A 24,318-nucleotide genomic window follows, 5' to 3' on the forward strand; every position below is an offset into this window, starting at 1 on the left:
TGCGTGTGACGAGGGCAGCATCTTAGTCGCGCGCCGACGCCGCCGCAAGCGCGCGACCTTACTTCCGTCCCTATTTACGGTCCGGCGCAGAATCCGGCATTCGCCGGATCGCCGAGCAACAACGACGCCGCGCCGTAACAGGGCACCCACGCATGCCCGTTGCCGTTCACCACGCTGAACGTGCCGGTCCGCGAACCGTAGGTGAACATCGTGAAGACGTCGTTCACCGCCGGCGTGAAGCCGGCGACCAGAAAGACGGCGTACGTGCCCCCGAACGTCATCTGGCCGGTGACGTTGATGAAGTCATGATCGGAGGCCCCGGTGCCGGCGATGCGCTGGCTGATCGTGCCGCTGTTGACGAACCCGATCTGCCCGCCGCCGATCGTCAGGGTTCCGAAGGGCCCCGAGTTCCGCAGCAGCCCCGCGTTGAGGAAGGTGTTCGTCCCGCCGGAGAAATCGGACGCGATCTGCCGTGTTCCCAACGCGTCGAAGATGCCGCCGGTCTCGTTCAGGATCGTGCCATTGAGGATCGCCGACATCGTCCCGCCGCCGAACATCACCGTGCCGCGGTTGCGCAGCGTGCTGGAGTACACCCGATGGTCGTTCGCTCCCTGAACGCTCAGCGTCTGGCCCGCCTCGATGTCGAGTCCGCCCTCCAGCGACATGGTGCCGCTGATCCACCACATCGGCGCGGTCATCGTGATTCGCCCGGTTCCCCCGACGTTGCCGGTCATCTCGAGCGCGACCGGCACGGTGAGATCTGCGGTGACGGTGGTCGTGCCGTTGAACTTCAACATGCCGGCGCCGCCGAACGTCGATCCCGCCTGGAGCGTGAAGTTCGACAACGGGATCTCCGCGCCCGGCGACACGCTCACGTGACCGCTCGTGTTGAACGCGACGGCGGCGTTCACGGTGCCGGTCTGGATCTCCATCGTGCCGGTGTTGATGAACGTGATCAGACCGCCGCCGAACGTCAGCGTGCCGATGCCGCTGGTCCGCCGCAGCGTGCCGGCGTTGGTGAACGTGTTGGTGCCGCCGCTGAAGTCGGACGCGATCTGCCGATCCCCCTGGACCTCCCACAACGCGCCGGCGTCGTTGAGGACGGTCCCGTTGACCGTCGCCGTGACGGTGCCGCCGGAGAACACGACCGTGCCGCGGTTGCGCAGCGCGCTCGACAGCACGCGGTGCTCGTTGGCTCCCTGAATGTTCAGCGTCTGCCCTGCCTCGATGTCCAGGCCGCCGGCCAGCGACAACACGCCGCTGATCCACGTCATCGGCGCCGTCATGCCGAGCCCGCCGCTGCCCCCCACGTTGCCGGTCATCTCGACCGCGACCGGAACCGTGAGCTTCCCGGTGACGGTCGTATTCCCATTCAGCTTCAGCATCCCGGCGCCGCTGAACGTCGATCCCGCCTGGAGCGTGAAGTTCGACAACGGGATCTCCGCACCCGCCGACACGCTCAAGTGGCCGCTGGTGTTCATCGGAACGGCGGCGTTCACCGTACCGCTCTGAATTTCGATCGTGCCCGTATTGGCGAACGTGATCAGGCCACCGCCGAACGTCAGCGTGCCGATGCCGCTGGTCCGCCGCAGCGTGCCGGCGTTGGTGAACGTGTTGGTGCCGCCGCTGAAGTCGGACGCGATCTGCCGATCGCCCTGGATCAGCCACAGCGCGCCGGCGTCGTTGAGGACGCTCCCGTTGACCGTCGCCGTGACGGTGCCGCCGGAGAACACGACCGTGCCGCGGTTGCGCAGCGCGCTCGACAGCAGGCGGTGCTCGTTGGCCCCGCTGATCGTCAGCGTCCGGCCGGCCTCGATGTCGAGCCCGCCGGCCACTGACATCACACCGCTGATCCACGTCATCGGCGCCGTCATGCTGATCGCGCCGCTGCCTCCCACGTTGCCGGTCATCTCGACCGCGACCGGAACCGTGAGATTCCCGGTGACGGTCGTGTTCCCGTTCAGTTTCAACACCCCGGCGCCGCTGAACGTCGACCCCGGCTGGAGCGTGAAGTTCGACAACGGGATCTCCGCACCCGCCGACACGCTCAAGTGACCGCTCGAGAGCGTCGACACCGCGGCGTTCACCGTGCCGGTCTGAATCTCGATCGTGCCCGTGTTGATGAACGTGATCAGGCCGCCGCCCAGCGTCAGCGTGCCGATGCCGCTGGTCCGCCGCAGCGTGCCCGCGTTGGTGAACGTGTTGGTGCCGCCGTTGAAATCAGACCCGATCTGCCGGTCTCCCTGGACCACCCACAACCCGCCGGCGTCGTTCAGAATCGTGCCGTTGAGAGTCGCCGTGACGGTGCCGGCGGCGAACACGACCGTGCCGCGGTTGCGCAGCGCACTCCCTTGCACGCGATGTTCGTTCGCCAGGGTGATCGACAGCGTCTGCCCCGCTTCGACGTCGAGGCCGCCGGCGAGCGCCACGGTGCCGCTCGCCCATGTCGACATCCCGCGCACCGATGCGCGTCCGGCGCCCTGCAGCGCTGCCTGAAGGTTGAGGCCGCCGTCGAATGCCGCCGCGTTCGCGACGCTGAAGGCCGAGGCCACGGTGACGGCGTCGGACGCGAAGAGCGCACGCACCGCGGCCACCGTGTCGACAAAGACCGTGATGCTCCCCGGCCTGTCGATACGCACGACATCCGCCGGCCCCGGAGGCGCGCCGGTGCTCCAGTTGGCCCCCTGGCTCCACACGCCGGACGTATTCGAAATCCACTCGACGACATTCCCCCCGACCGCGATCACCGCTTTCGCCGGCGCGGCGCCGGGCGCGGACGCGGTGACGAGCGCGCCGCCGGCGGCAGTCCCGGTGACGGCGAACGATGCGCTCGTCGCCCCCGCAGGAATGACGACGGAGGCCGGCACGGACGCGGACGCCGGATCGGAACTCACCAGCGCCACCGTCAGATCGGACGGCAGTGCCTGCGCGATCGAGACCTCGAGCGGCGACGTCGCACCGACGGCGACAGACGACGATCCGGGCGTCAGCGCGAGCGTGCTGAACGTGCCGCTGAACGTAATGTCATCGAAGACCAGGCCGTCGCCGTCCCCCGACGGATTGAAGACCCGAATCCTCGCAATCGGCACGGTCGCGTTGACCCCGACGAACAGCCGGTTGTCGTACACACCGCCCGGCCCCTGTATCAGGTTGGCATCCGAGGCCGTCGCGGCATAACTCTGAATCACGTCGTTCGCGCTGTCGAGGAACTGAACGACCACCGCCGGCGCGCCGAGATCGAGATTCCCGATCCAGAGTCCCGCCGACAGGACGGCATGCGAGAACACGAAGTCGTAGTTCTCGGAATTGTCACCGAGATACGCCGGAATACCGGACGACGTGAGCCCGTTGGGCTGCGAGTTCAGGTTGGGTTCCAGGTACGGCGAGCTGGGAGTCTGGACGAGCATCGGCTGCCCGTCGCGCTGCACGATCGTCAGGCCGATCGATGCGTACTCGTTGCCGGTGAGGATCGTCCCCGCCGCGAACGAATCGAAGTTCGCCACGTTCGGCGCCGCCGGCGCGCCGAGCAGCCACTGCGCGTAGCTGCTGGTCGCATTCGAATCGATCGGCACTGCCTGAACGGTCACCTGTACTGACTGGTACTGTGACGGCGTGGAGAACCCAGGCGGCGTCGAGATCTGCACCGTCGCAGTCCCGTCGCTCGCCACCGGCTGCGGATCGAAGAACGTCGACCGCACCCCCTGGTTCCCGCTGAACGTCACCGGGCTCAGCGTGATCGTGCCAACGGCCGGCGCCGAACTGGTCACGTTCACCGAGGCCGCGGCGCCGGGACGCAGCGGCTGTCCCACCTGATACGCCAGCGTGCCCGGTGCGAGCCGCGCCGACGCGATCTGCAACTCGGTGCCCGGCGCGTTGCCCTGCGTGGTGAAGTCGGCGGGGGACGAGATGAGGAAGCCGGACGGCGTCAGCGTCACCTGCGCGGTCGCCGGCGCGAAGCCCGGCGCGGTGACGTTCAGCGTCACCGTGCCGGAATCCGCCAGACCCTGCACGAAGAACGCCGGGATGACGCTGGTCGGTCCAGTGGCGGTGATCCCGATCGCTGCCGACCCCGCGGCCGTCGGCAGCGCCGACAACAGCACCTTGGACGGGTCGCTGCTGGTGATCGTGAACGTGACGTCAGCCGGCGAGGTTTCGGCCAGCGAGCCCGCCATCGCCGTCTGAAGGTCCTTGCCGAGCAGCGCGTCGCCGACGAACATCGCCGGCGCGTTCACCGTGGCGGTGAAGACGGTGAAGTTGCTCGGCGGCGAGAAACCCGCCGGGGGGACGACGGTGACGATCGAGCTGCCCACCGCGGCGGGATCGAACGACACGGGCTGCACGCCCTGGTTGCCGGTGAACGTCACCGGGCTGCCGACGATCGTCCCGACGCCCGAGCCGGTGGAATCTTCCGCCGTGACCGCGACCTGCACGGTCACGCCGGGCCGGACCGGCTGCGCCGAGAGGTACTGCAGCGCCGGGTTGAGCGCTGCCGAGTAGATCGCGATGGTGGTCGGCGACGCGAGCGTGGTCGTCGTGAAGTTGCCGCCGGGCGTGAGGCTCACGAACCCGGACCGCGCGAGCGGCACCGGCGCCGTGCCCTGCGTGTAGCCGGTTGCCGAGGCGGTCACGTCCACGGAGCCGGCCTCGTCCAGCGCCTGCACGTAGAACGTCGGCAGGTTCTGCGTTCCGGCCGGAACCGGCAGCACGATGCTGGGCCCGCCGACGTCGGTCGGCAACGCCGCGACCCGGAGCCGGGCGGGGTCCGCGCTGGCGATCGTCACCAGCAGGTCCCCGCCTTCAGGGGCCGGCGCCCCGAGCGTGCCGCTGGCCGATGTCTGGAGATCCTTGCCGACGGTATTGACCGCCAGCACGATCCCCGGCGCGGCGACGTTGGCCGTCAGTTGACGGAACGTACTCGGCGACGAGAATCCGGACGGCGGCACCGGCTCGATGACCGCGACGCCCGGGTTGGCCGGATCGAATGCCGTCGCGGCCACCGACACGCCGCCCGTGAAGGTCACGGTCGCCGGCGTCAGCGTCCCGACGTTCGTGGCGCTGCTCTGGACGTCGACGTTCACCGTCAGCCCGCCGCGCACCGGCTGCAGCGTGTCGAACGCCAGCGTACCGGGCAGCAGCCGGGCCGACACCACGTCGAGCGGTGTATTGGGAGAACCGGTGGTGGTGTTGAAAGTCACCCCGAAGCAGGGGATGCACCACGACATCTGCGCGATGACGAAGCCTGACGGCTGCAGCGTGACGCTGCCGCCGCCCGCGGTGAATCCGGCAGCGGACGCGGTCAGCGCCACGGTTCCGCTCGACGCGAGCGCCTGGACGTAGAACGTCGCGGTACTCGAGCCGGCGGGCACGTGCACGGAAGCGGAAGCGGCTCCCGCCGTGGTGCCGGCGCCGGAGATCAGCACCTTCGAGGCGTCTGCGCTCTCGAGGGTGACGTCGACGCCGCCGGCCGGCGCCGGCTCCTGCAGCCCGACGTTCACTGCCGATTGCAGATCCTTGCCGATCGCGGTGTCCCCCACCGACAGCGCCGGCCCCGCGACCGTGGCCGTCATCTGCCGGAGATCGTTCGAGGCGGCAAAGCCGTCAGGGGTGACGACCTCGAGAACCGCCGTGCCGCCGTTCATCGGATCCGCCTGGATCGAGGCCACACTCGAGCCGAAGGCGATACCGCCGGTGAACGTCACCGTCGGCGGCACGACCGCGATCGCATTCGACGTGCTCGAGACCGTCACGTCGACCGACAGGCCGCCGCGGACGTTCTGCGACACCTCGAAGTTGCCGGTGCCCGCGTTCAGACGCCCGGCGACGACATAGAGCTGCGTGTTCGCCGCGCCCGTGGTCGTGCTGAAGGTCTGCGGGACGCAGCTGACGCACCAATACTGGTGCGTGATGATGAAGCCCGCGGGGGCCAGCGTCATGGTGCCGGTGCCCGACGTGCGGCCCGGTGCGGTCGCGGTCAGGACCACCGAGCCGGCGTCGCTCAGCGCCTGGGCGTACACCGTCACCGAGGTCTGGCCCGCGTCCGCGTGCACCAGTGCTGACACCGCTCCCTGCGCCGCGGGATCCGCCGAGACGATCAGCTTCGACGCGTCTGCGCTGCCGATCGTCACGTCGAGTCCGCCTGCCGGGGCGGGCTCGCCGAGCGACACCGTCACCGGGACCTGCAGGTTCTTGCCGATCGACTGAGCGGACAACGACAGTGCCGCGTTGGTCACCGTCGCCTGCATGGTGCGGTTACCGTTCGACGCAGAGAACCCGGGCGGGGTCACGACTTCAATCAATGTCGTCCCGGCGGCTGCAGGATCGAACTCGATCCCGACCACTCCCGCACTGAACGCAGTGCCTCCCGTCACCGTGACGGGCGTCGGGACGATGGTGCCGACACCCGTGGGTGTGGTGCTGACCGTCACGTCGACGGTCAGTCCGCCGCGGACGTTCTGCGCCTCGATGGGATTGCCGGTGGCGGGATCCAGGCGCATCGACGCGAGGTAGAACCCGGTGTTCGACGCTCCCGCGGTCGTCTGGATCTCCTGGCTGCCGCACCACAGGCACCAGTAGATGTGAGCGATCACGAACCCGCTCGGCGTCAGCGTCATCGCCGCCGTTCCCGAACCGTATCCCGGCGCCGACGCCGTGATGTCGAACGCGCCCGTGTAGGCGAGCGCCTGCACGTAGAACGACGCCGACGACGTCTGTCCCGCCGGCACCGTCACCGTAATGCTGGGGGATCCCGCGCCTCCGCTCGCCGACAGCAGCACCTTCGATGGATCGGCGCTGCTGATCGTCACGTCGAGATTCCCGGCCGGGGCCGGAGCGCCCAGGTTGACGCTGACCGGGACCTGCAGGTTCTGTCCGATGGTTCGCGGCGAGATCGTCAGCGGCGGCGGCGTCACCGTGGCCACGAGACTCGCCTGGCTGCTCGGCTGAGAGAAGCCGGCGGGCGCGACGACCGTCAGCGTGGTAGCGCCGGCGCTCGCCGGATCGAAGACGGCGCTCAGGCCGCTCGCGACCGTGTGATCGAAGGTGAGAGGACTGTTCGTGATCGTCCCGACCGCGGTGTTGGAGCTGGTCACCGCGACGCTGGCCGTGATTCCCGGCCGGACCTGCTGACAGATGTTGTAGCAGAGGGAGAACGCCCACGGCGGCAGGTTCAGCGTGCCGGGCTCGAGACGGACCGGCTGAATCGCCAGCAGCGTGTCTGCCGACGAGGAGGTCGTCGTGAAGTCCTGGGTATCGTTGCCTGTGACCCCGATCGTCATGAACGCGAAGCCGGACGGCGCCAGCGTGAGCGTGAACGGATTCCCGACGTAGCCGGGCGCCGTCGCCGTCAGCGCGACGGTCCCGGCGGCGTCCAGTCCCTGCGCGTAGATCGTCGGCACCGTCGAGGAGCCGGCGGGAACGCTCACGATCACGCTGCCGGCTCCCGGCAGATTTGGAGAGGCCGACAGCAGGACCTTCGATGGATCCGCGCTGGCGATGGTGATCTCGAGGTTGCCTGCCGGCGCCGGCTGGCCGAGCGAGCCGGTCACCGGCGTCTGCAGGTTCTTGCCGAGCAACGCAGTGGGCGCGCCGGTGACGCCGGCAAACGCCACGTAGGAGTTGGTCACCGTTGCCTGGATTGACTGGAGGTTGCTCGGTGTCTCGAACCCTGCCACGGCCGACAGCGAGATCGCCACGGTTCCCGCGGCCACACCGTCGAAGCCGGTCGATTTGACGCCGTCGTTGCCCGTGAAACTCAGCGGACTCACCGTAATCGTCCCGACGCCGTCGTCCGCGCTGGCGACCGGCACGTCCGCCGTGAACCCGGCGCGGAGGTTCTGACACGACGAGCAGCTCTGATCCCACGAGAAGTTGTGGAAGGTGGGATCGATTCGCACCGGCCGAACCTGGATCTCGGTTGGCACGGCGGTCGGCGAGGTCGTGAAGTCCGAGGTCAGGATCACGAAGCCGGACGGCCACAGCGTCACGAGCGAGTTGCCGGTCATGAAGCCGGCCGCGCTGGCGGTCAGTTGCACCGTGCCGGTGTCACTCAGCGCCTGCGCGTAGAACGCCGGCAGCGTCGACGACCCGGCAGGAACGGTGACGATGATGCTGCTGGCGCCCACCGTCGTGGGTGATGCCGCCAAGAGCACCTTGTCCGGATCGGCGCTGGTGATGGTGACCTCGAGGTTGCCGGCGGGCGCCGGCGCGCCGAGCGAGCCGCTCAGCGATGTCTGCAGGTTCTTGCCGAGAGTCACCGCCTGGACCGTGATCGACGGCGGCGGCACGGCCACCGTGACTTCGATCGACTGGAGGTTGCTCGGCGTCGAGAACGGCGCCGGCGGCGGCGTAGCGAGCGCCACTGTCGTGGTTCCGACGGTGTGGGGATCGAACTGGACGGCCTGCGAACCGACGCCGGCGGTGAACTGCGCGGTGCCGACGATGGAACCGACGGCCGGGTTCGAGCTGGTCACGTCCACGGTGACGTCGATGCCCGGCCGCACCGCCTGGCAGGCGCTGCACGACGGGTCGGTGATGTAGTTGAAGAAATCCGGATCGAGCCGTACCGATCGGATCAGCAGAGACGCGTTGGGCGCATCCGGCGCGATCGTGAAGTCGGCCGCCTCGAGCGCGAATCCGGACGGCGCGAACGTCATCACGGCCTGGCCGTCGCTGTGCCCGGGCGCGCTCGCGAGCACCTGCGCGGACCCGGTGCCGGTCAACGCCTGCACGAAATAGCCGAAGGAGCCGGATCCGGCCGGAATGGACACGACGATCGACGGCTGCCCGGCCGCGGTGGGACTCGTCGCGAGGAGCAGCTTCGACGGGTCGCTCGACTGCAGGGTGACGAGCAGATTCCCCACGGGAGCCGGAACGGTGACGAACCCGCCGGCAGCGGCCTGGAGATCCCGGCCGACGATCGCGGAGCCGAGGTTCAACGCCGGCTGCACGGTGGCAACGATCGACGAGTAGTTGCCGGAGGCGCTGAAGCCGTCCGGCGCCACGATGCTCAACGACGTCGTGCCGTTCGCCTGCGGATCGAACACGGCGGTCGCCGTCGCGTCACCGCCGGAGAAGATCGCGCCGGTCACCGTGCCGACCGACGGATCGGAACTGGTGATCGTCACCGGCAGCGCCGCGATCCCGCCGCGCACCGCCTGACACGCGCTGCACTGGGGATCGGGCGTCCAGGTCAGCGACAGCGCATCGAGCCACACCGAGCGCACTGTGACGGCCGTGTTCGGCGAGAGCGCGCCCGTCACGAAGTCGCTCGACACGAAGACGATCCCTGAGGGCCGGAACGACACCGTCGCGGAGGCCGGCGAGAAGCCGCTGGCGGTCGCGCCAATCTGCGCCGCACCGCTGGCGGTGAGCGCGTGCACGTAGAAGGCGGGAGACTGCGTCGCACCGGCGGCTGCGTTCAGGACGATGCTCGACGATCCGGCCGCGGTCGGAGTGGTCGACAGCAGCACGTTCGGATCGAGCGTCGAGACGGTGATCGCGGCGCCGCCCGCCTCGGCGGGCGCGCCGAGGTTCACGACGGAAACCGCCTGCAGATCCTTACCCACCGTCATGTCCGCGATCGAGAGCGGCGGATTGCCGACAGAGGCCGTAATCTCGCGGAACGTGGACGGAGTGAAGAATCCGGACGGCGTGCCGAGCGACAGCGTCGCCGTGCCGCCGCTGAGGGGGTGGAACGCCGTCGTACCCGTGCCGGTGGCCGGAGCGATGGTCACCGGACTGGTCGTTATCGTTCCGACCGTCGTCGGTAAACTCGTGACGCTGACCTCCGCCGTCACGCCGGTCGCCAGCGCCTGGCAGCGCGTGCAGAACGGATCCGCCGGGTACTCGAGTGTTCCCTCGTCGAGCCAGACCGCGCGGATCTCCAGCGGCGTATCGGGCGAGAGCGTGCTGGTCGAGAAGCTTCCGGTGCGGAAGATGAAGCCGGACGGCTTCAGCGTCACGTCGAACGAGCCGCTCACATAGCCCGGCGCGGTGAGATTCACCGTGACGGTGCCGGTCTCGGCGAGGCCGTGGACGTAGAAGGGCGGCGCGCTGGACTGCCCCGCCGGCGCGGTGACGGTGATCGTGTCCATCGCCGGCGACGTCGGCGTGGTGGAGAGCAGCACCTTGGATGGATCGCTGCTCTGGATCGTGACGAGCAGGTTGCCGGCCGGCGCCGGCTCGCCAAGGCTGACCGCGTTCGACGATTGCAGGTTCTTGCCGATCAGCAATGCGCTCGCGGCGAGCGTCGCCGTCGCCGGCGTGATGCTCGCCTGGATCGCCGCGCCGTTGGCGGGCGTGGAGAAGCCCGCGGGCGCCACCGGGGTCACGACCGACAGCGTCACGCTCCCGGTGGCATGCGGATCGAATTCCGTCGTCGCGGTCGCGCTGCCCGCGTTGAACGTTGCGGGATTCGGCACCGACCCGATCGGATTGTCCGAGCTCACCACCGTCACCTGGAAGGAGGCGAGACCGCCGCGCACGGCCTGACAGCGATCGCAGCCGAACGCGCCCGGCACGTACTCGAGCGTTCCGGGTTCCAGGTACGCCGTACCGAGGGTCAGCGTCGTGTTCGGCGACGCTGGATGGGTCGTGAAGCTCTGCGTCACGAACACCACGCCGGACGGCGCGAGCGTGACGGCCAGCGATCCGGGTTCGAAGTTGGCGGCCGCCGCGTTCACCGCGACGGTGCCGCTCTCATCGAGCGCCTGCACGAAGAACTGCGGCGTGTTCGTCGAGCCGGCGGGGACGATGAGGCTGATCGAGGCGGAGCCTGCACCCGCGGCCGTCTTCGACAGCAGCACCTTCGAGGGGTCGGCGCTGGTGATCGTGACCGGGAGGTTGCCTGCCGGCGCCGGCGACCCGAGATTCACCGAAGCAGGAGCCTGCAGGTTGCGGCCGACGGTCAGCGTCGGAGCCGAGAACGTCATGGGCGCGGCGACGGTGATGGTGATCTGGGTACCCGTGGCCGGGGCGGGATCCTGGGGAAGGCTCAGCTGCGTCGTCCCTGCGGCGAGCGCATCGAAGGACACACTCCAGAACCTCTGGGCAAAATCGAATGACGGCGTACCGAGCACGCCCACGGCCGGGTTCGAATTCTGAATCGCAAGGCCAGCGACCTTTATCCCGCCCGCCAGAAGCTGGCGTTCGATCGGTATCAAGCTCACCGGGTCGAGCCGAGCGTGATGAACCGTGACGACGGTGTTCGGCGAAAACAGACCGGTGACGAAATTCCCGGTTCCAAACACCAGGCCAGAAGGCGCCAGCGTCACCGTGCTGGTCCCATCGGGCAGCCCCGGTGACGACGCGGTCAACACGACGGAACCGGACTCGTCGTCGCCGCGCACCAGAAAGCTCGGAATCTGCGTTGTGCCAGCGGGCACGAAGAGTTGAATACTTGCCGCGTTGGCGGAACCGTCGGCCGTCGCGAGCCAGACCAGATTCGTGTTGCCACTCGTGATGGTGACGGTACGACCGCCTGCCGGCGCCGGTGCGCCCAGGGACCCCGAGACCCAGGTTTGCAGCTGGAATCCAACGGCAACGCTCTGCAGATTGATCGGCTGCGCCGGGGTGACGTTCACCGCTGCGGACGCACTGCTCGTATCCGACGCGTCGGCCGGCGTCACGGTGACCACCGTAGAGCCGAGCGTCTGGCCCGTGACCGCGATCGGCGCGGTCAGCTGATTCTCCGGAATCGTGACAACGCTCGGCAAAGCAAGCACGCCGCCGGTATCGACGTTGACATTGAAGCCAAGCCCCCCCGCCGGCGCCGGCGCCGAAGCCTGCAGCAGCAGGTTGCCGGTGCCGCCCACCACGACGTTCGACGTGGAGGGAGACAGATAGATCGAGCGCGCGACGGCGACGACTTCCGCGTCACCGGCGAAATCCGTCGCGGACGCGGTGATCTCCGTCATCCCGTACGCGAGACCAACGACCTGCGGATTGGTCATCGGCACGTCGGCCCCTTCGGGCACGAAGATGCTGGGCGTTACCGTCGCGACGGCCGGATTGCTGCTCGTCAACGTGATGAGCACGCCGCCTGGGGGCGCGGGTTCCGACAATGTCAGCGACAGATCGCGGATCTGCTGCGGCGCCACCACGAGCCCGGCGCCGAGCGTGATCGTGATGCCGCTGACACTCACGTTCACGTGCGCGAGGTCGCCCGCAAAGCCCGGCGCGGTCGCCGTGATCGTGACGGTGCCGTCCGATGCGCCGGAGGTCACGTTGAAGGCCGCGGACGTCTGACCCGCGAGCACCGTTACGCTCGTCGGGACTACGACCGGAATCTCGCCGTTCGCGACCAGCGACACCTCGAGACCCGACGGTCCGGCCGGCTGATTCAGCGTCACCGTCATCGACGCCGACTCGTTCAGCGCCAGGCTCACCACCGACGGCGACAGCGTCAGCGCCGGCGCCGCCGTGACGGCGACCGTCTCGCAGTCCGCCGCCGACGCCACCGCGCCATTGCTGACGACGAGGCACACGACGTAGGTGCCGGCGAGATCGGCCGTGAACGCGGTGATCGGGGCGAGCGGATTCTCGATCGACGCGACGCTGCCTGCCGGCCGCGAGCCGAAGCTCCACAGATAGGTCAGCGGCAGCAGTTGCGGATCGCTCGAGGCGCTGCCGTCGAGCGGCACGGACGTGCCTGTGTATGCGGCGGCGGGTGCAACCGCCACGGCGACGGGGGGCGCGACGGTCGTGACCACGGCCGTGTCCGGCGCGCTGCGCAGCGTGCCGTCCGACGTGATGAGCTGCACGACATAAGTCCCGGGCAGATCGGCAACGAAGCCCGGTTCGGCATCGGCCGGGTTGGACAACGTCGCCGTGCTGCCTGACGGCCGATACAGGATCGACCACGCATACGCGAGCGGCGCGCCGTTGGCGTCGCTGGAGTTCGTGCCGTCGAGGGACACCAGTCCGCCCGCGGCCACGTTCCGATCGCCGCCCGCATTCGCCACCGGGGCGGCGTTGCCGGTCGTGACGAGCATCGTGTCGACGTCGCCGTAGCGATCCGCGTCGGCCACGCGCAGTTGCGCAACGTAGTCGCCGGCGACGTCGACGGAGAACGAGGGAAGAGCGGTGGCCGCGCCGCTGAGCACGGCCGCGCTGCCGGCCGGCTTCCGCGTCAACAGCCAGCGGAAGGTCAGCGGATCGAAGTTCGCATCGGTGGACGCGTTGGCGTCGAGCGACACCGCCGACGGATTCGGCACTGCCTGGTCCGCTCCGGCGCGGCCGATCGGCGCCACGTTCGCCGTCGTGATCAGCACCGTCGCGGGATCGAGGAAGCCGCCGTCGCTCACGAGAACCTGCGCGACGTACACGCCCGGCACGTCGGCGATGAAGCTCGCGCGCGGCAGCGAGTCGCCGCTGATGGCGGCGGCGCTGCCGGCAGGCGTCGTCACGAACGTCCAGCGATACGACAGCGGATCCCCGTTGACGTCGGACGAGCGTGTGGCATCGAGCGTCACGGTGCTGCCCGCGGCCACCGTTTGCGCCGGACCGGCGTCCGCAACCGGCCGGCTGTTGCCGGTGGTGATGCGGATCTCCCGCGGCGCGCTCGACAGCGCGCCGGAGGTGACGACCAGGCGGACGACGTAATCGCCGGCGGCGTCGGCGACGAACGTCGGACGCGTCGACGTCGGCGCGGCGAGCGCCGCGGCGCTGCCCGCCGGGCGCGACACCAGCGTCCACTGGTAAGTGAGCGCGGCGTCGAGCTGGAAGTTCGGGTCGAACGACGCCGTGCCGTCCAGGTGCACCGTCTGGCCGACCCCGGCAGTGATCACCGGACGATCGTCCGCGAGCGCACCGCTGGTGGGCGTGCCGCCGGGCACCCCGCGCGCCGGACCGGGATCCGCAACCGGCGGAAGATCGCCGGTGGAGATCGTCATCGTGTCGGGCTCGCTCGGATCGATGCCGTCGTGGACGATCAGGCGGACCACGTAATTGCCGGGCAGGTCCAGCGAGAGCGACGGGCGCACCGCGGTCGTGCTCGTCAGCGCGGCGTTGCTTCCCGCGGGGAGCGACACGAGCGTCCACTGATACGTGAGCCGCTGGCCGTCTTCGTCCGTCGATCCGGCGCCGGAGAGTTGCGCGGTCGAGCCGACGGTGCGTTCCTGGTCTTCGCCGGCGCGCGCAACCGGCTGATGGTTGGTCGCCACGACCACTCGATCCGCCGCGCTCAACGTCGCGCCGTCGAACACCACCAGCTCGAACTCGTAACGCCCCTCGAGATCGAGGTAGAAGCTCGGGGTGGCGGAGGTCGGATTCGACAGCTCCGCCGTCGTTCCCGCCGGCGCGGAGCGCCTGATCCAGCGGTAGGTCAGCGGCGCCGGCAGCCCGTCAGGATCGAACGAGCCCGTGCCCGACAACGTGACCGGCTGCTGCGCGGTCAGGAACTGGTCCGGACCGGCCTGCGCGATCGGGGCGGCGTTCACGTAGGTGGCCGTGGAAAGTACGTAGACGCGGTCCGCGGGACTGCTGAGCGATCCGTCGCTGACGACGAGATCGAACGCGTAGATCGCCTCGGGCACGGCGGCCACGAACGTCGGCCGCGCGCTGTTGGTGTTGGACAGCGTCGCCGGGGTGAACGGCGCGGTCGCGACGTTGGTCCACGTATAGGTCAGCGGCGCCCCTTCCAGATCGGCCGACGCGGTGCCGTCGAGTTGCACGGTCGCGCCGGGTGTGACGACCTGAACCTGGCCCGCTTCCGCGAGCGGCGTCGCGTTCGCGGCCGCGCAGTCGACGCACTGGAACAGTGGAATGAGCGTCGCGCTGGAAGCGGACGTCGCGTTGCCGCGATACGCCGCCGTCAGGAGCGCCATGCCCTTCGGCAGGTTCGACACGGTGAGCGTCGCCTGCGCGCCGCCGGCGCTCGCCGCGAGCGCCTGGCTGCCGAGCAGCGCGCCGTGGGCGTAGAAATCCACCGTCCCGGTGGCTGTGCCTCCCGCGGCACGCGCGACCGTGGCGGTCAACGTCACCGGCGCGCCGACGAGCGAAGACGTCGGACTGGCCGCCAGCGTCGTCGTGGTGGCCGACGGCGCCGCGCCGTTGTAGACCGTGTGAATCGCCGGCGGCGACACACTCCCCGCGAACGTCGCGTCACCGTTGTAATGCGCCGTCAGCGTGCGCGGGCCGGCCGTGCCCGGCGTGATGCTGGTGAAGGCGACCTGGAGGCCGCTGAACGTCGCGAGCGCGCTCGTGCCGATCGGCGTCCCGCCGTCGCGAAACTCCACGAGCCCGGTGGGCGCGCCCGCGCCCAGCGGGATGACGATCGCCACGACCGTCACCGGCGCACCGGCGGCAGACGACGACGGCGAGGTCAGGATCGCGGTGATCGTCGATGCCGCTGCAGTGTTGGTCACGTGCGGAACCGGATCGGACGTGCTCGGCGCGAACGAAGTGTCGCCGGCGTAGCTGGCACTCAGGCTGGTGGCGCCGGGCGTCACCAGACCGGTGCTGAACACCGCCAGTCCGCTCGGCGCCAGCGGCGCCGATCCGATGACCACCCCGTTCGATCGGAAGCGCACCAGGCCGGTGGGCGTGCCGCTCGCCGGAGGCACAACCGACACCGCCGCCGTCAGCGTGACCGGGGCCGCGACGCCAGCCGGGTTCGGCGTCACGCTCAGCGCCGTGGCCGTCGCGCCGCGTCCGACCGGCGCCTGCATCGGCGCCGCCGGCGCGGCCATCGCCATCGCCCTCGCCGCCGGCGGACGCGGCACCACCATGCGCGGCATGGAGGGCGCCTGCGACCGGATGCGGGCAGCCTCCGCGCGCCGGGCCGCCGCCGCGCTGTCAGGCGTGCGCGGGTTGGGCACGAACGCCGCGTCGGGACGGGACCCGAGCACGATCAGCGCGAAGAGGAACCCGACGATGGCGGTCCGGCGCATGGAAGCTCCTGCTGACTGACGCTACGGATTGACGGGGGCGGTGATCGGCTGCTGCGCGGACGGCAGGGTGAACGCGGCCGGAATGCCGGCGGCCGCCACGGCGCCGGGCCGGGACGAGAGCGGCAGCGCAGCGACGAAGAGACAGACGTACCCGGACCGGCGCATATCAGTTTCCCTCCGACTGATGAGCGGCTCGAGCGAGACAGATGGCCGCAGGCCACCGGCAGCACGGCGGCATGCAGCGTATGAGACTGACGCGGATTTAAATTTCGCGGGAGTATATGGAACTGCCGTGATCGCCGTCGTCACCCGAACGGGTTAAAACGCGCGGCTGTTTTCCGGCGATCGAGACGCTTGTCTGCCTCGCAGCGGACATCGATCGCGGACCGCGTCCGGCGTGCCGAGCGGCGCGCTCTGACTTTTGTCCGACGCGGGGCAGACTATTCGACGGCCGTCCCGCACACCTGTGCGCCGCCCGGCGCTGCCAAGTTCAACTCTGACAGCGAGGTGCGGCCAAATGTCCGCGCGCCGAGGCCGTGGGGCTGGGGCTTGCACAACGGCGGCGATTCGTCGGCAATCTTGAAGGAGTCGTATGTACGGTAAGGCCGTCTGGTCGAGATCTCTCGTCGTCGTCGTCGCTCTCATCGCATGGTCAGCCGCGCCCGCCCAGGCGCAGCCGAAGTTCCACTCGAGCACCCAGAAGTACCGCGAGCGGAACGCCACAGGGGCGAAGGGTCGAGCAGGCGGAGCGTCGTTGACGGCCCGCATGCTGTACGCGAAGAACGGAACCACCGAGCTCGAGGCGACCACGGGCGAGTTCGGATCGGCGACACCGCCGCCCGGAACGATCTGGAAGCTGCAGCTCTCGGCGCTCGACGCGCTCGGGGCGGTGATGTCGACCGTCCAGTACAAGGACCTGGACGGCGGCGGATACTTCAAGCAGTCCTACACCAACCTGTGGCCGGGACAGCCCTTCCAGGTGCAGGCGCACATCCGGACCAGCACCAAGCGCAACGACACCGTGACGGTGACGACGAGCGTGCAGAAGCGGCCGGACGTCGCCGTCAGCGGACTGATCTCGCCGCCCCGCGCGCCGGTGAACATGCCGGTGAAGATGATCGCGGTGGTCAGCGAGCTGAACGGCAACATCGGCGCCCGCACCGACTGCGTGCTCTACGTCAACGACGTCGAAGCCGACCGCGCCGCCGCGATCTGGGTCGACAGCGGCGACTCCGTGTCGTGCGCGTTCTCGCCGACGCTGACCACGCTGGGCAACAACCGTCTGAAGGTGCGCGCCGAGGGCGTCGACCCGGGTGACTGGGATGACGCGAACAACGTGTTCGAGAAGGACGTCCTGGTTTCGACCCTGACGCCCGACTTCGACGCGGCGCACGCGGAAGCGCTCATCTACGACGTGCACAACACGTCGTTCGTGCAGCAGGGCCGGTACATCAACAGCACGTTCACCGGCGGCTTCGACTGGCTGTACGAGGAGAAGGCCGACACCGACGGCGACATCTGGACCTACACCGGCGCATCGGTCATCGCGCCGCTCGCGCCGCCCGCCAGCGTGAGCGCGTCGTTGACCGACGGCATCGTGTCGTGGTCGGCCGAGCGCGATCTGTCCGGCTGCGAAGACTTCGCCATCGGCCAGGTGAACGGGCGCGCCTTCTGGACGGCGGTCACCGGCTGCGGCGGGCTGTTCGTGCAGGCGGGCGGGTACTCGGGGACGGTGACCTACACCAGCCGCTGGCTGCAGCGGTCGTTCACGATCAGGAACGGCGTCGGCGCCTACGACGGGCCGGCACAATACCTGTTCAACAACGTCGAGACCGAGAACGTCAACGGCGACAAGATCTTCAACGGCAACAACTGGACGATCGACGTCAAGGTCGTGGTGCCGGCGGCGTCGGGCGGGATCTTCACGTTCAGCAAGCCGCTGTCGTTCACGCTCGGCCAGACGCTCACCGACGGCGTCACCAACCCCCCCCAGTGCACGAGCGGGGCGGGCGTGAACTACTGCGAAACCACGTCCTGGAAGAAGGTCGCGCGCTACGGCGAGACGACCTTCATCCAGCAGTAACACCCAGCCGGAGCCGGGGGCCGCGGGCAGACCTGCGGTCCCCGGTTAACCTCCCCGTCCCCGGTGCGTAATAGGGGACATGAGCCGATCCACCGCCGTCCTTCTCATCACGTTCCTCGCCGTCACTACCCCCGGGTTCGCCCAGCAGGCGCCCACCACGAGGCGGCAGCCGGCTCCGGCCGAGCTCGGTGCCGTCCCGAGGGACCCCACAGCGCTGACGACCGTGGGCACGTCGGCGGAGGAAACGAGGCGGGACCTCGAGGAAGTGCTGAAGCAGTATCCGCCGTCCTTGCCGCGCATCCTGCGGCTGGATCCCAGCCTGCTCTCGAGCCCCGATTACCTGCGCCCCTACCCCGCCCTGGCGGCGTTCCTCGCGCAGCGCCCCGAGGTGCCCCATAATCCCGGCTACTTCCTGGCGGCATACGACGGCTCGTCGGGGGTGCGCGAGACCGTGCAGGAACGCGCCGTCACGATGTGGCGTAATGCTATCGAGGGGTTCATGATCGGCCTCCTGATGCTCGGCATCGCGGGGGCGGTGATGTGGCTGATCAGGACGTTCATCGAACACCGCCGCTGGTCGCGGCTGTCGAAGATCCAGACGGAAGTGCACAACAAGCTGCTCGATCGGTTCACCGCGAACGACGACCTGCTCGCCTACATCCAGACGCCGGCGGGCCGCCGGTTCCTGGAATCGGCGCCGATCCCGATCGACACGCCGCGCGCCATCGGCGCGCCGCTCGGCCGGATCCTCTGGTCGGCGCAGGCCGGGGCCGTCTTCACGGTACTGGGCATCGGCCTGTATCTGGTCTCGCAGAACACGTTCGAGGAAGTGGGCGCGCCGCTCGGCGCCTTCGGCGTGGTCGTGATCGCACTGGGACTCGGCTTCATCGCCTCCGCATTCCTGGCATACGTCCTCACGCGCCGCTTCGGGCTGATGGCGGATCCGAATGCGTCCCAGGAGAACCGTGGCTGACGCCGCCTTCGTCGACATTGCCCGGCTGCAGGCTGACGCCGACACTGCCGACGTCGCGCTCGCGATGGACGAAGAGGCTTTCCGCGCCTTCTACGACCGCACCTCCGGCGCGCTGTGGGGCTACCTCTCGCGCATCAGCGGCGATCGTCAGATCGCCGACGACCTGCTGCAGGAGTCGTACTACCGCCTGTTGAAGAGCGCCACCGTCTTCGAGAGCGAGAATCACCGGCGCAATTACCTGTATCGCATCGCCACGAACCTGGTCCGCGACAGCAGGCGCAGCGCCCGGCCGATCTTCGAGGAAGGGATCGAGGTCGCGAACGTCGCCGCCCCCGCGTCCGCCGCAGACGCCGAGTCGCGCGCGGACGTCCGGCGCGCTCTCGGCAGGCTGAAACCGCGCGAGCGGGCGATGCTCTGGCTCGCCTACGCCAACGGCTCGTCGCACGCGGAGATCGCGGACGTCCTCGGGCTGAAGACCGCCAGCATCAAGCTGCTGCTCTTCCGCGCCCGCCGCAAGCTCGCGGTCACGCTGCGGCGTCAGGAGGCCCGGTGAACCCCGTGCATCGCCACACCACCCGCGATCTCACCGACGAGCAGATCGAGATCATCGTCAGCGAGGCCATCGCGGCGGAAGCGGCGAGCGCCCGCCGCGAAGCCGCGCCGCCCTCGTCCGCCATCGTGTGGTGGCGGGCGCAGATGCGCGCCCGGCAGGAGGCGGCCCGGGCGGTGGAGCGTCCGCTGACGATCGTGCACGCGGTGGCAATCGCGTGCGGCGTCGGCCTGCTCGTGAGCATCGCCGGATTCGCCGCGGCGCTCGTCAAGGGAACGATGGCCACGGTGTCGCTCGTGTCGCTCGGCACCATCGACCTCACGAGCCGCTGGATTACGCTCCCGGCGACCGCGATGCTGGTCTCGGCGGTGGCCGCGTCGATCGCCGCGCTCTTCATCCTCGCCGACGAATAGTCGTATCCGAACGACAGTTTTGAAATAACCGCGGGTGTGCGCACACACCTGTCGCACCCCCTCCCGTCACGCCAAATACAAGACAGCCAAGCAGATCACGGTTTCGGCTGTGACGAGGCATCCGGCTTGCGAGATCGCACCCCCCAAAGGAGGCCACTCAGATGCTCTGGATTCTCGCCATTCTCATGGGCGGGCTCGGATTCGGCTACGTGACGATCCGCCGCAAGCGCAAGGCCGAGCAGAAGGGCTCGTAGAGGCGGTGTCTGCCCGCCCGAGCTCGCGCGGCGAGCGACGGCGGGACCCGTCTTACTGCTTCTCGATCAGGCTGTTCGCCAGCACCTGGCCCGGGCGGGCCGGGGTCTGCGAACCGTTCTTCACGACGATCTCTCCGTTGACGACGACGTAGGGGATGCCGGCGGCGTAGCCGTGCGGTGACTCGAACGTCGCGGTGTCGGCGATCTGCGCCGGGTCGAAGACCACGAGGTCGGCGGCATAGCCGGCGCGGATGGCGCCGCGGTTCGCGAACCGGAAGTGCCCCGCCGGAAGCGAGGTCATTTTGCGGATGGCCTCTTCCAGTGAGATGAGGCGCCGGCCGCGCACGTACGCGCCGAGCACGCGCGCGGTGTTGCCGTAGCCGCGCGGGTGCGGGACTCCTTCGCCGAACTCGATCACCCCGGCATCCGACGCAAACCCCACCTGCGGATGCCGCATGATGCGATCCACGTCGCCGTCGCTCATGAAGTGATAGACCATCGACGCCCCGCCGGCGAGCATGATGGCGCGCGCCGCTTCGAACTGCGCATCCGCGGAGTCGCTGCCCAGCCGCCGCGCCGCGATCTGCTTCATCGACAGCCCGTTCACGGCGGGATCGGCCCGATGCGCCGCCACCACCGCGAAGGACAGATCGCGAAGCCCGCGCTCCGCCAGCAGCGCCGCCATCTCGGTCTTGATTCTCGTCCACGCGGCCGGATCGTTCAGCCGTTCGGCGATCCTCGCCGGCCCGCCTTCGAGCGCCCAGGACGGAAACCGGATGCTGAGCGACGAGCTCGCCGCGGTATACGCGTACTGATCGGCGCGGACGTCGATCCCCTTGCGCCGCGCGGCGTCGATCAGCGCGAGCGCCTGCTCGCTCGCGCCCCAGCGGTTCGGGCTATCCACTTTGAGATGCGAGATCTGGACGCGGGCGCCGCTCAGTTCGCCGACACGGATGGTCTCGGCGACGGCATCCTCGAGCGCCGTCCCCTCGTTGCGCATGTGCGACGCGTAGATCCCGCCGGCGCTCGCCGCGGCGCGCGCCAGCTCCACGATCTCCACCGCCTGCGCGTAGGCGCCCGGCACGTACTGCAGGCCGGTGGAGAAGCCGACGGCGCCGTCCGCCATCCCCTTCCAGACGAGTGATTTCATCCGCGCCAGTTCCGCCGCGCCGGGCGCCCGGTTCTCGGAACCCATCACCGCGCTGCGAACGGTGTTGTGCCCGATCAACGTCGCAAAGTTCACCGCCGCGGGACGATCGCGCAACGCCGACAGCGCGGCGGCGACGTCGAGCGCGGAACTGCCGCAGTTCCCCGCCACGATCGTCGTCACCCCCATGCGCACGAAGTTCGCGGCGTCAGGACGGCTCACCAGATTGTCGGCGTGGGTGTGAACGTCGATGAACCCGGGGGCGACGACCAGCCCCTTCGCGTCGATCACTTCCGATGCGGCGGCCGCAGCGACGCGACCGAGCGCGGCGATCCGGCCGTCCTTGACCGCGATGTCCTGACGCACACCCGGGCGGCCGGTGCCGTCGACGACGATGCCGTTGACGATCGCCAGGTCGTAGCGGCGGGTTTGAGCGGATGGGGCCGGGACGCCGGCAGTGAGAATGGTGAGCGCGGCGGCGAATCCGGCTGCGCGCCAGTGGCGGCCCATGCCGCGCAGTATAGCGGGGCCGCTGCGGGCGTATCAGGTAATCGGCGATCCCAGACCGTTGTCCAGGCGGTACGCCGGCCCCCGCGGCCGCGACACGCGGACGTTGGCCAGCACGAACTCGATGCGGGAATCGACGTCGCTCTTGTTCAAGTCGATGAGGCCGGGCCGCTTCACGAGCGTTTCGCCGTCGCGCAGCGGCAGCTCGAGCCGGTACTTGCCGGCGGGCACCTGGATGGTGAACCCCCCGGTCTCGCTCGTCCTGGTCGTGTAGCGCGCACCGGTATCCGTGTTGATCACGTGGACGTCGCGGCCGGCGATCGGCGAGGTCCCTTCGGGACCACGGACCACGCCGGACAACGTGCCGCGCGCTTCCGGCGGCTTCGGCCCGAGGTCGACGACCGGGACGCCACGGCGGCAGCCGCCCGCCAGGAGCAAGGCGAGGAGCCCCAGCGAGAGCCACACGCCCATGACCCAGGGCGGACAATAGTGGCAGCCGTTTGCACGTCCCATATGCACGATCCCTGGTTGTGCAAGGGAAACGCCATGTCAGCCCGACGGTATCGGGGTTGCACACGCGGCCGCACGCCATGGCCCAACGGTCGCGGATGGACGTTCTGGTCCCGACACACAACCGGGCCGCCCTGCTGGAACGGTGCGTCCGGTCGCTGATCGACGCCGATCCGTCCCCGTACCTCGACGTCCACATCACCGTCGTCTGCAACGCCTGCACCGACGGATCGGCGGACATCGTCCGCGACCTTCAGGCGCAGTTTCCCGGACGCATTTCGCTGGTTGTCGAGCGCCGGCAGGGGAAATCGAAGGCCCTGAACGCCGGGATTGCGTCCACCTCCGGCGACCTCGTTGGGATGGTCGACGACGACGAGCAGGTCGATCGGCGATGGCTGCAGGTTGCCGGCGAGGCGTTTCGCGATCCGGCCGTCGAATTCATCGGCGGTCCGTACATCCCGGTCTGGGGCGCCCCGCCGCCCGAGTGGATTCCCGCGGAGTACATGGCGGCGCTCGGCGCGGTGGACAACGGACCGCACCGGCGCAGGTTCGATCGCGACTTCCCGGGTCAATTGATGGGAGGGAACGCGATCATCCGGCGATCGACGCTCGAACAGGTCGGACCCTATGCCGAACACCTCGGCCCGGGGGCCCATGCCCGGCTGTTCTCCTGCGAAGACGAAGACATGTACCTGCGGCTGATCGAGCGCGGCGCGCGCGGTGAATATTTGCCGGGACTCGTCATCTATCACTACATCCCCGCCGTCCGGTTGAGCCGCGAGTACTACCGGCGCTGGTGCTTCTGGCGCGGCGTCTCGCTCGGACTGATGGACCGCCGGCATCCGCTGCGGGTCACGTACCTGGCCGGCGTGCCGCGGTTTCTCTGGGGCCGTGCCGCGCGCGCCGCGCTGCGGCTGATGGCCGCGCGTGGACGGCCGGCGCGCGAAGCCTTCGGCGACGAGCTGCAAATCTGGGACGTTGCCGGGTATTTTTACGGCCGGCAGGTGTACCCGCTGGCCCGCTTCTCGCCGGTGAAGAGCCGGCGGCGGAACAAGGGATCCGCGGCACGCGCGTCGAACACCCGAGCTGGCGGCGCGGGAACTGAAGAGCTTGCCGGCTGCTCGACCGGCTCGCGGCAGTAGGCTTGCTACCGGAAAGCGGTACCATGAGCGTCACCGTCATCAGGCCGGCTGCCTCTGCCTGGCTGCACGTCGGCGAGCATCTCGCGCGCCTGCGTGAATACGGCGACCTCCTCTATACCCTCAGCCTTCACCGCATCGCGGTCCGCTACAAGCAGACCTCGCTGGGCCTCGCCTGGGCGCTGCTGCAGCCGGTGATGATGATGATCATCTTCACGGCAGTGTTCTCGATGCTGGCGAAGATGCCCAGCGACGGCGCGCCGTACGCCCTGTTTGCGTTCACCGCGCTGCTGCCCTGGTCGTTCTTCAACACCGCCGTGAGCGGCGGCACGAACTCGCTCGTCGCCCACACGTCGCTCATCACCAAGGTCTACTTCCCGCGCGAGATCCTGCCCATCACCTACGCCGCGGCGGCGCTCTTCGATTTCGCGATCGGGTGCCTCGTGCTCCTCGGGCTGATGTACTGGTACGCGGTGCCGCTCACGGCGCACGCGCTGATCCTCGTGCCGATCGTCGTGGTCCTGGCGCTGTGGATCCTCACCGTCACACTCGTGCTCGCGGCGGTGCAGGTGCGCTTCCGCGACATCGGCGTCGCCCTGCCGGTGCTGATGCAGATCCTGATGTTCGCGTCGCCGATCATCTATCCGCTCAGCGTCGTGCCGGCGTCGTGGCGGCCGTGGTACCTGCTCAATCCGCTGGCCGGCATCGTCTCGTCCTTCCGTGACGTGCTGCTGCGGCAGGCGGCGCCGGATCCCTACCCGCTCGGCGTCGCCTGCCTCGTGACGGCGATCCTGCTGCCCGCGGCCTACATGTTCTTCAAGCACGCCGAGGCCACCATGGCCGACCTGATCTAGC

General features: G+C 69.2%; 10 protein-coding genes. 6 read left to right on the top strand and 4 right to left on the bottom strand.

Annotated elements, in window-relative coordinates:
* Positions 1-74: 74 nt before the first annotated feature.
* Complete coding sequence (locus VFK57_16125; GenBank protein ID HET7697241.1) at positions 75-15,887, bottom strand: PKD domain-containing protein; 15,813 nt, start codon at positions 15,885-15,887, stop codon at positions 75-77.
* Between the two features lie 21 nt (positions 15,888-15,908).
* The gene (locus VFK57_16130; GenBank protein HET7697242.1) at positions 15,909-16,052 is read right to left on the bottom strand and encodes a hypothetical protein; all 144 of its coding nucleotides are present in this window, start codon (positions 16,050-16,052) and stop codon (positions 15,909-15,911) included.
* A 427-nt stretch (positions 16,053-16,479) separates the two neighbouring features.
* Here VFK57_16130 and VFK57_16135 point away from each other — a divergent pair, with 427 nt between their 5' ends.
* The 4 genes from VFK57_16135 to VFK57_16150 all read left to right on the top strand — a co-directional run bounded on the left by VFK57_16135 (position 16,480) and on the right by VFK57_16150 (position 19,906).
* Complete coding sequence (locus tag VFK57_16135; GenBank protein ID HET7697243.1) at positions 16,480-17,970, top strand: hypothetical protein; 1,491 nt, start codon at positions 16,480-16,482, stop codon at positions 17,968-17,970.
* 79 nt (positions 17,971-18,049) lie between these two features.
* On the top strand, positions 18,050-18,943 hold the full coding sequence (locus VFK57_16140; GenBank protein ID HET7697244.1) for a hypothetical protein: 894 nt from the start codon (positions 18,050-18,052) through the stop codon (positions 18,941-18,943).
* Positions 18,936-19,496: an RNA polymerase sigma factor gene (locus VFK57_16145; protein ID HET7697245.1), complete on the top strand. Its 561-nt coding sequence runs from the start codon at positions 18,936-18,938 to the stop codon at positions 19,494-19,496. The genes VFK57_16140 and VFK57_16145 overlap by 8 nt, the downstream gene beginning before the upstream one ends.
* Entirely contained in the window at positions 19,493-19,906 is a 414-nt protein-coding gene (locus VFK57_16150; protein ID HET7697246.1) for a hypothetical protein, read from the top strand. The genes VFK57_16145 and VFK57_16150 overlap by 4 nt, the downstream gene beginning before the upstream one ends.
* Before the next feature lie 306 nt (positions 19,907-20,212).
* Here the strand turns inward: VFK57_16150 and VFK57_16155 are convergent, their stop codons facing one another.
* Both VFK57_16155 and VFK57_16160 read right to left on the bottom strand, forming a co-directional pair.
* The gene (locus VFK57_16155) at positions 20,213-21,817 is read right to left on the bottom strand and encodes a D-aminoacylase (GenBank protein ID HET7697247.1); all 1,605 of its coding nucleotides are present in this window, start codon (positions 21,815-21,817) and stop codon (positions 20,213-20,215) included.
* Positions 21,818-21,850: 33 nt separating this feature from the next.
* A complete protein-coding gene (locus tag VFK57_16160) occupies positions 21,851-22,285 on the bottom strand; it encodes a carboxypeptidase-like regulatory domain-containing protein (protein HET7697248.1) in 435 nt (144 codons plus the stop codon).
* Between the two features lie 137 nt (positions 22,286-22,422).
* Here VFK57_16160 and VFK57_16165 point away from each other — a divergent pair, with 137 nt between their 5' ends.
* Together VFK57_16165 and VFK57_16170 are read left to right on the top strand one after the other, a co-directional pair.
* Positions 22,423-23,466 carry a glycosyltransferase family 2 protein gene (locus tag VFK57_16165; GenBank protein HET7697249.1) on the top strand — a complete coding sequence of 348 codons (1,044 nt, stop codon included), beginning with the start codon at positions 22,423-22,425 and terminating at the stop codon, positions 23,464-23,466.
* Positions 23,467-23,489: 23 nt separating this feature from the next.
* A complete protein-coding gene (locus VFK57_16170) occupies positions 23,490-24,317 on the top strand; it encodes an ABC transporter permease (protein ID HET7697250.1) in 828 nt (275 codons plus the stop codon).
* Position 24,318: the final 1 nt, after the last annotated feature.

The organism is Vicinamibacterales bacterium, from assembly GCA_035699745.1.
Taxonomy (GTDB): Bacteria; Acidobacteriota; Vicinamibacteria; order Vicinamibacterales; family 2-12-FULL-66-21; genus JAICSD01.

Excerpts from the sequence above, each read along its gene's own strand:
- VFK57_16125 (HET7697241.1), bottom strand. The coding sequence starts at position 15,887 with ATGCGCCGGACCGCCATCGTCGGGTTCCTCTTCGCGCTGATCGTGCTC.
- VFK57_16130 (HET7697242.1), bottom strand. The coding sequence starts at position 16,052 with ATGCGCCGGTCCGGGTACGTCTGTCTCTTCGTCGCTGCGCTGCCGCTC.
- VFK57_16135 (HET7697243.1), top strand. The coding sequence starts at position 16,480 with ATGTACGGTAAGGCCGTCTGGTCGAGATCTCTCGTCGTCGTCGTCGCT.
- VFK57_16140 (HET7697244.1), top strand. The coding sequence starts at position 18,050 with ATGAGCCGATCCACCGCCGTCCTTCTCATCACGTTCCTCGCCGTCACT.
- VFK57_16155 (HET7697247.1), bottom strand. The coding sequence starts at position 21,817 with ATGGGCCGCCACTGGCGCGCAGCCGGATTCGCCGCCGCGCTCACCATT.
- VFK57_16160 (HET7697248.1), bottom strand. The coding sequence starts at position 22,285 with ATGGGCGTGTGGCTCTCGCTGGGGCTCCTCGCCTTGCTCCTGGCGGGC.
- VFK57_16165 (HET7697249.1), top strand. The coding sequence starts at position 22,423 with ATGGACGTTCTGGTCCCGACACACAACCGGGCCGCCCTGCTGGAACGG.
- VFK57_16170 (HET7697250.1), top strand. The coding sequence starts at position 23,490 with ATGAGCGTCACCGTCATCAGGCCGGCTGCCTCTGCCTGGCTGCACGTC.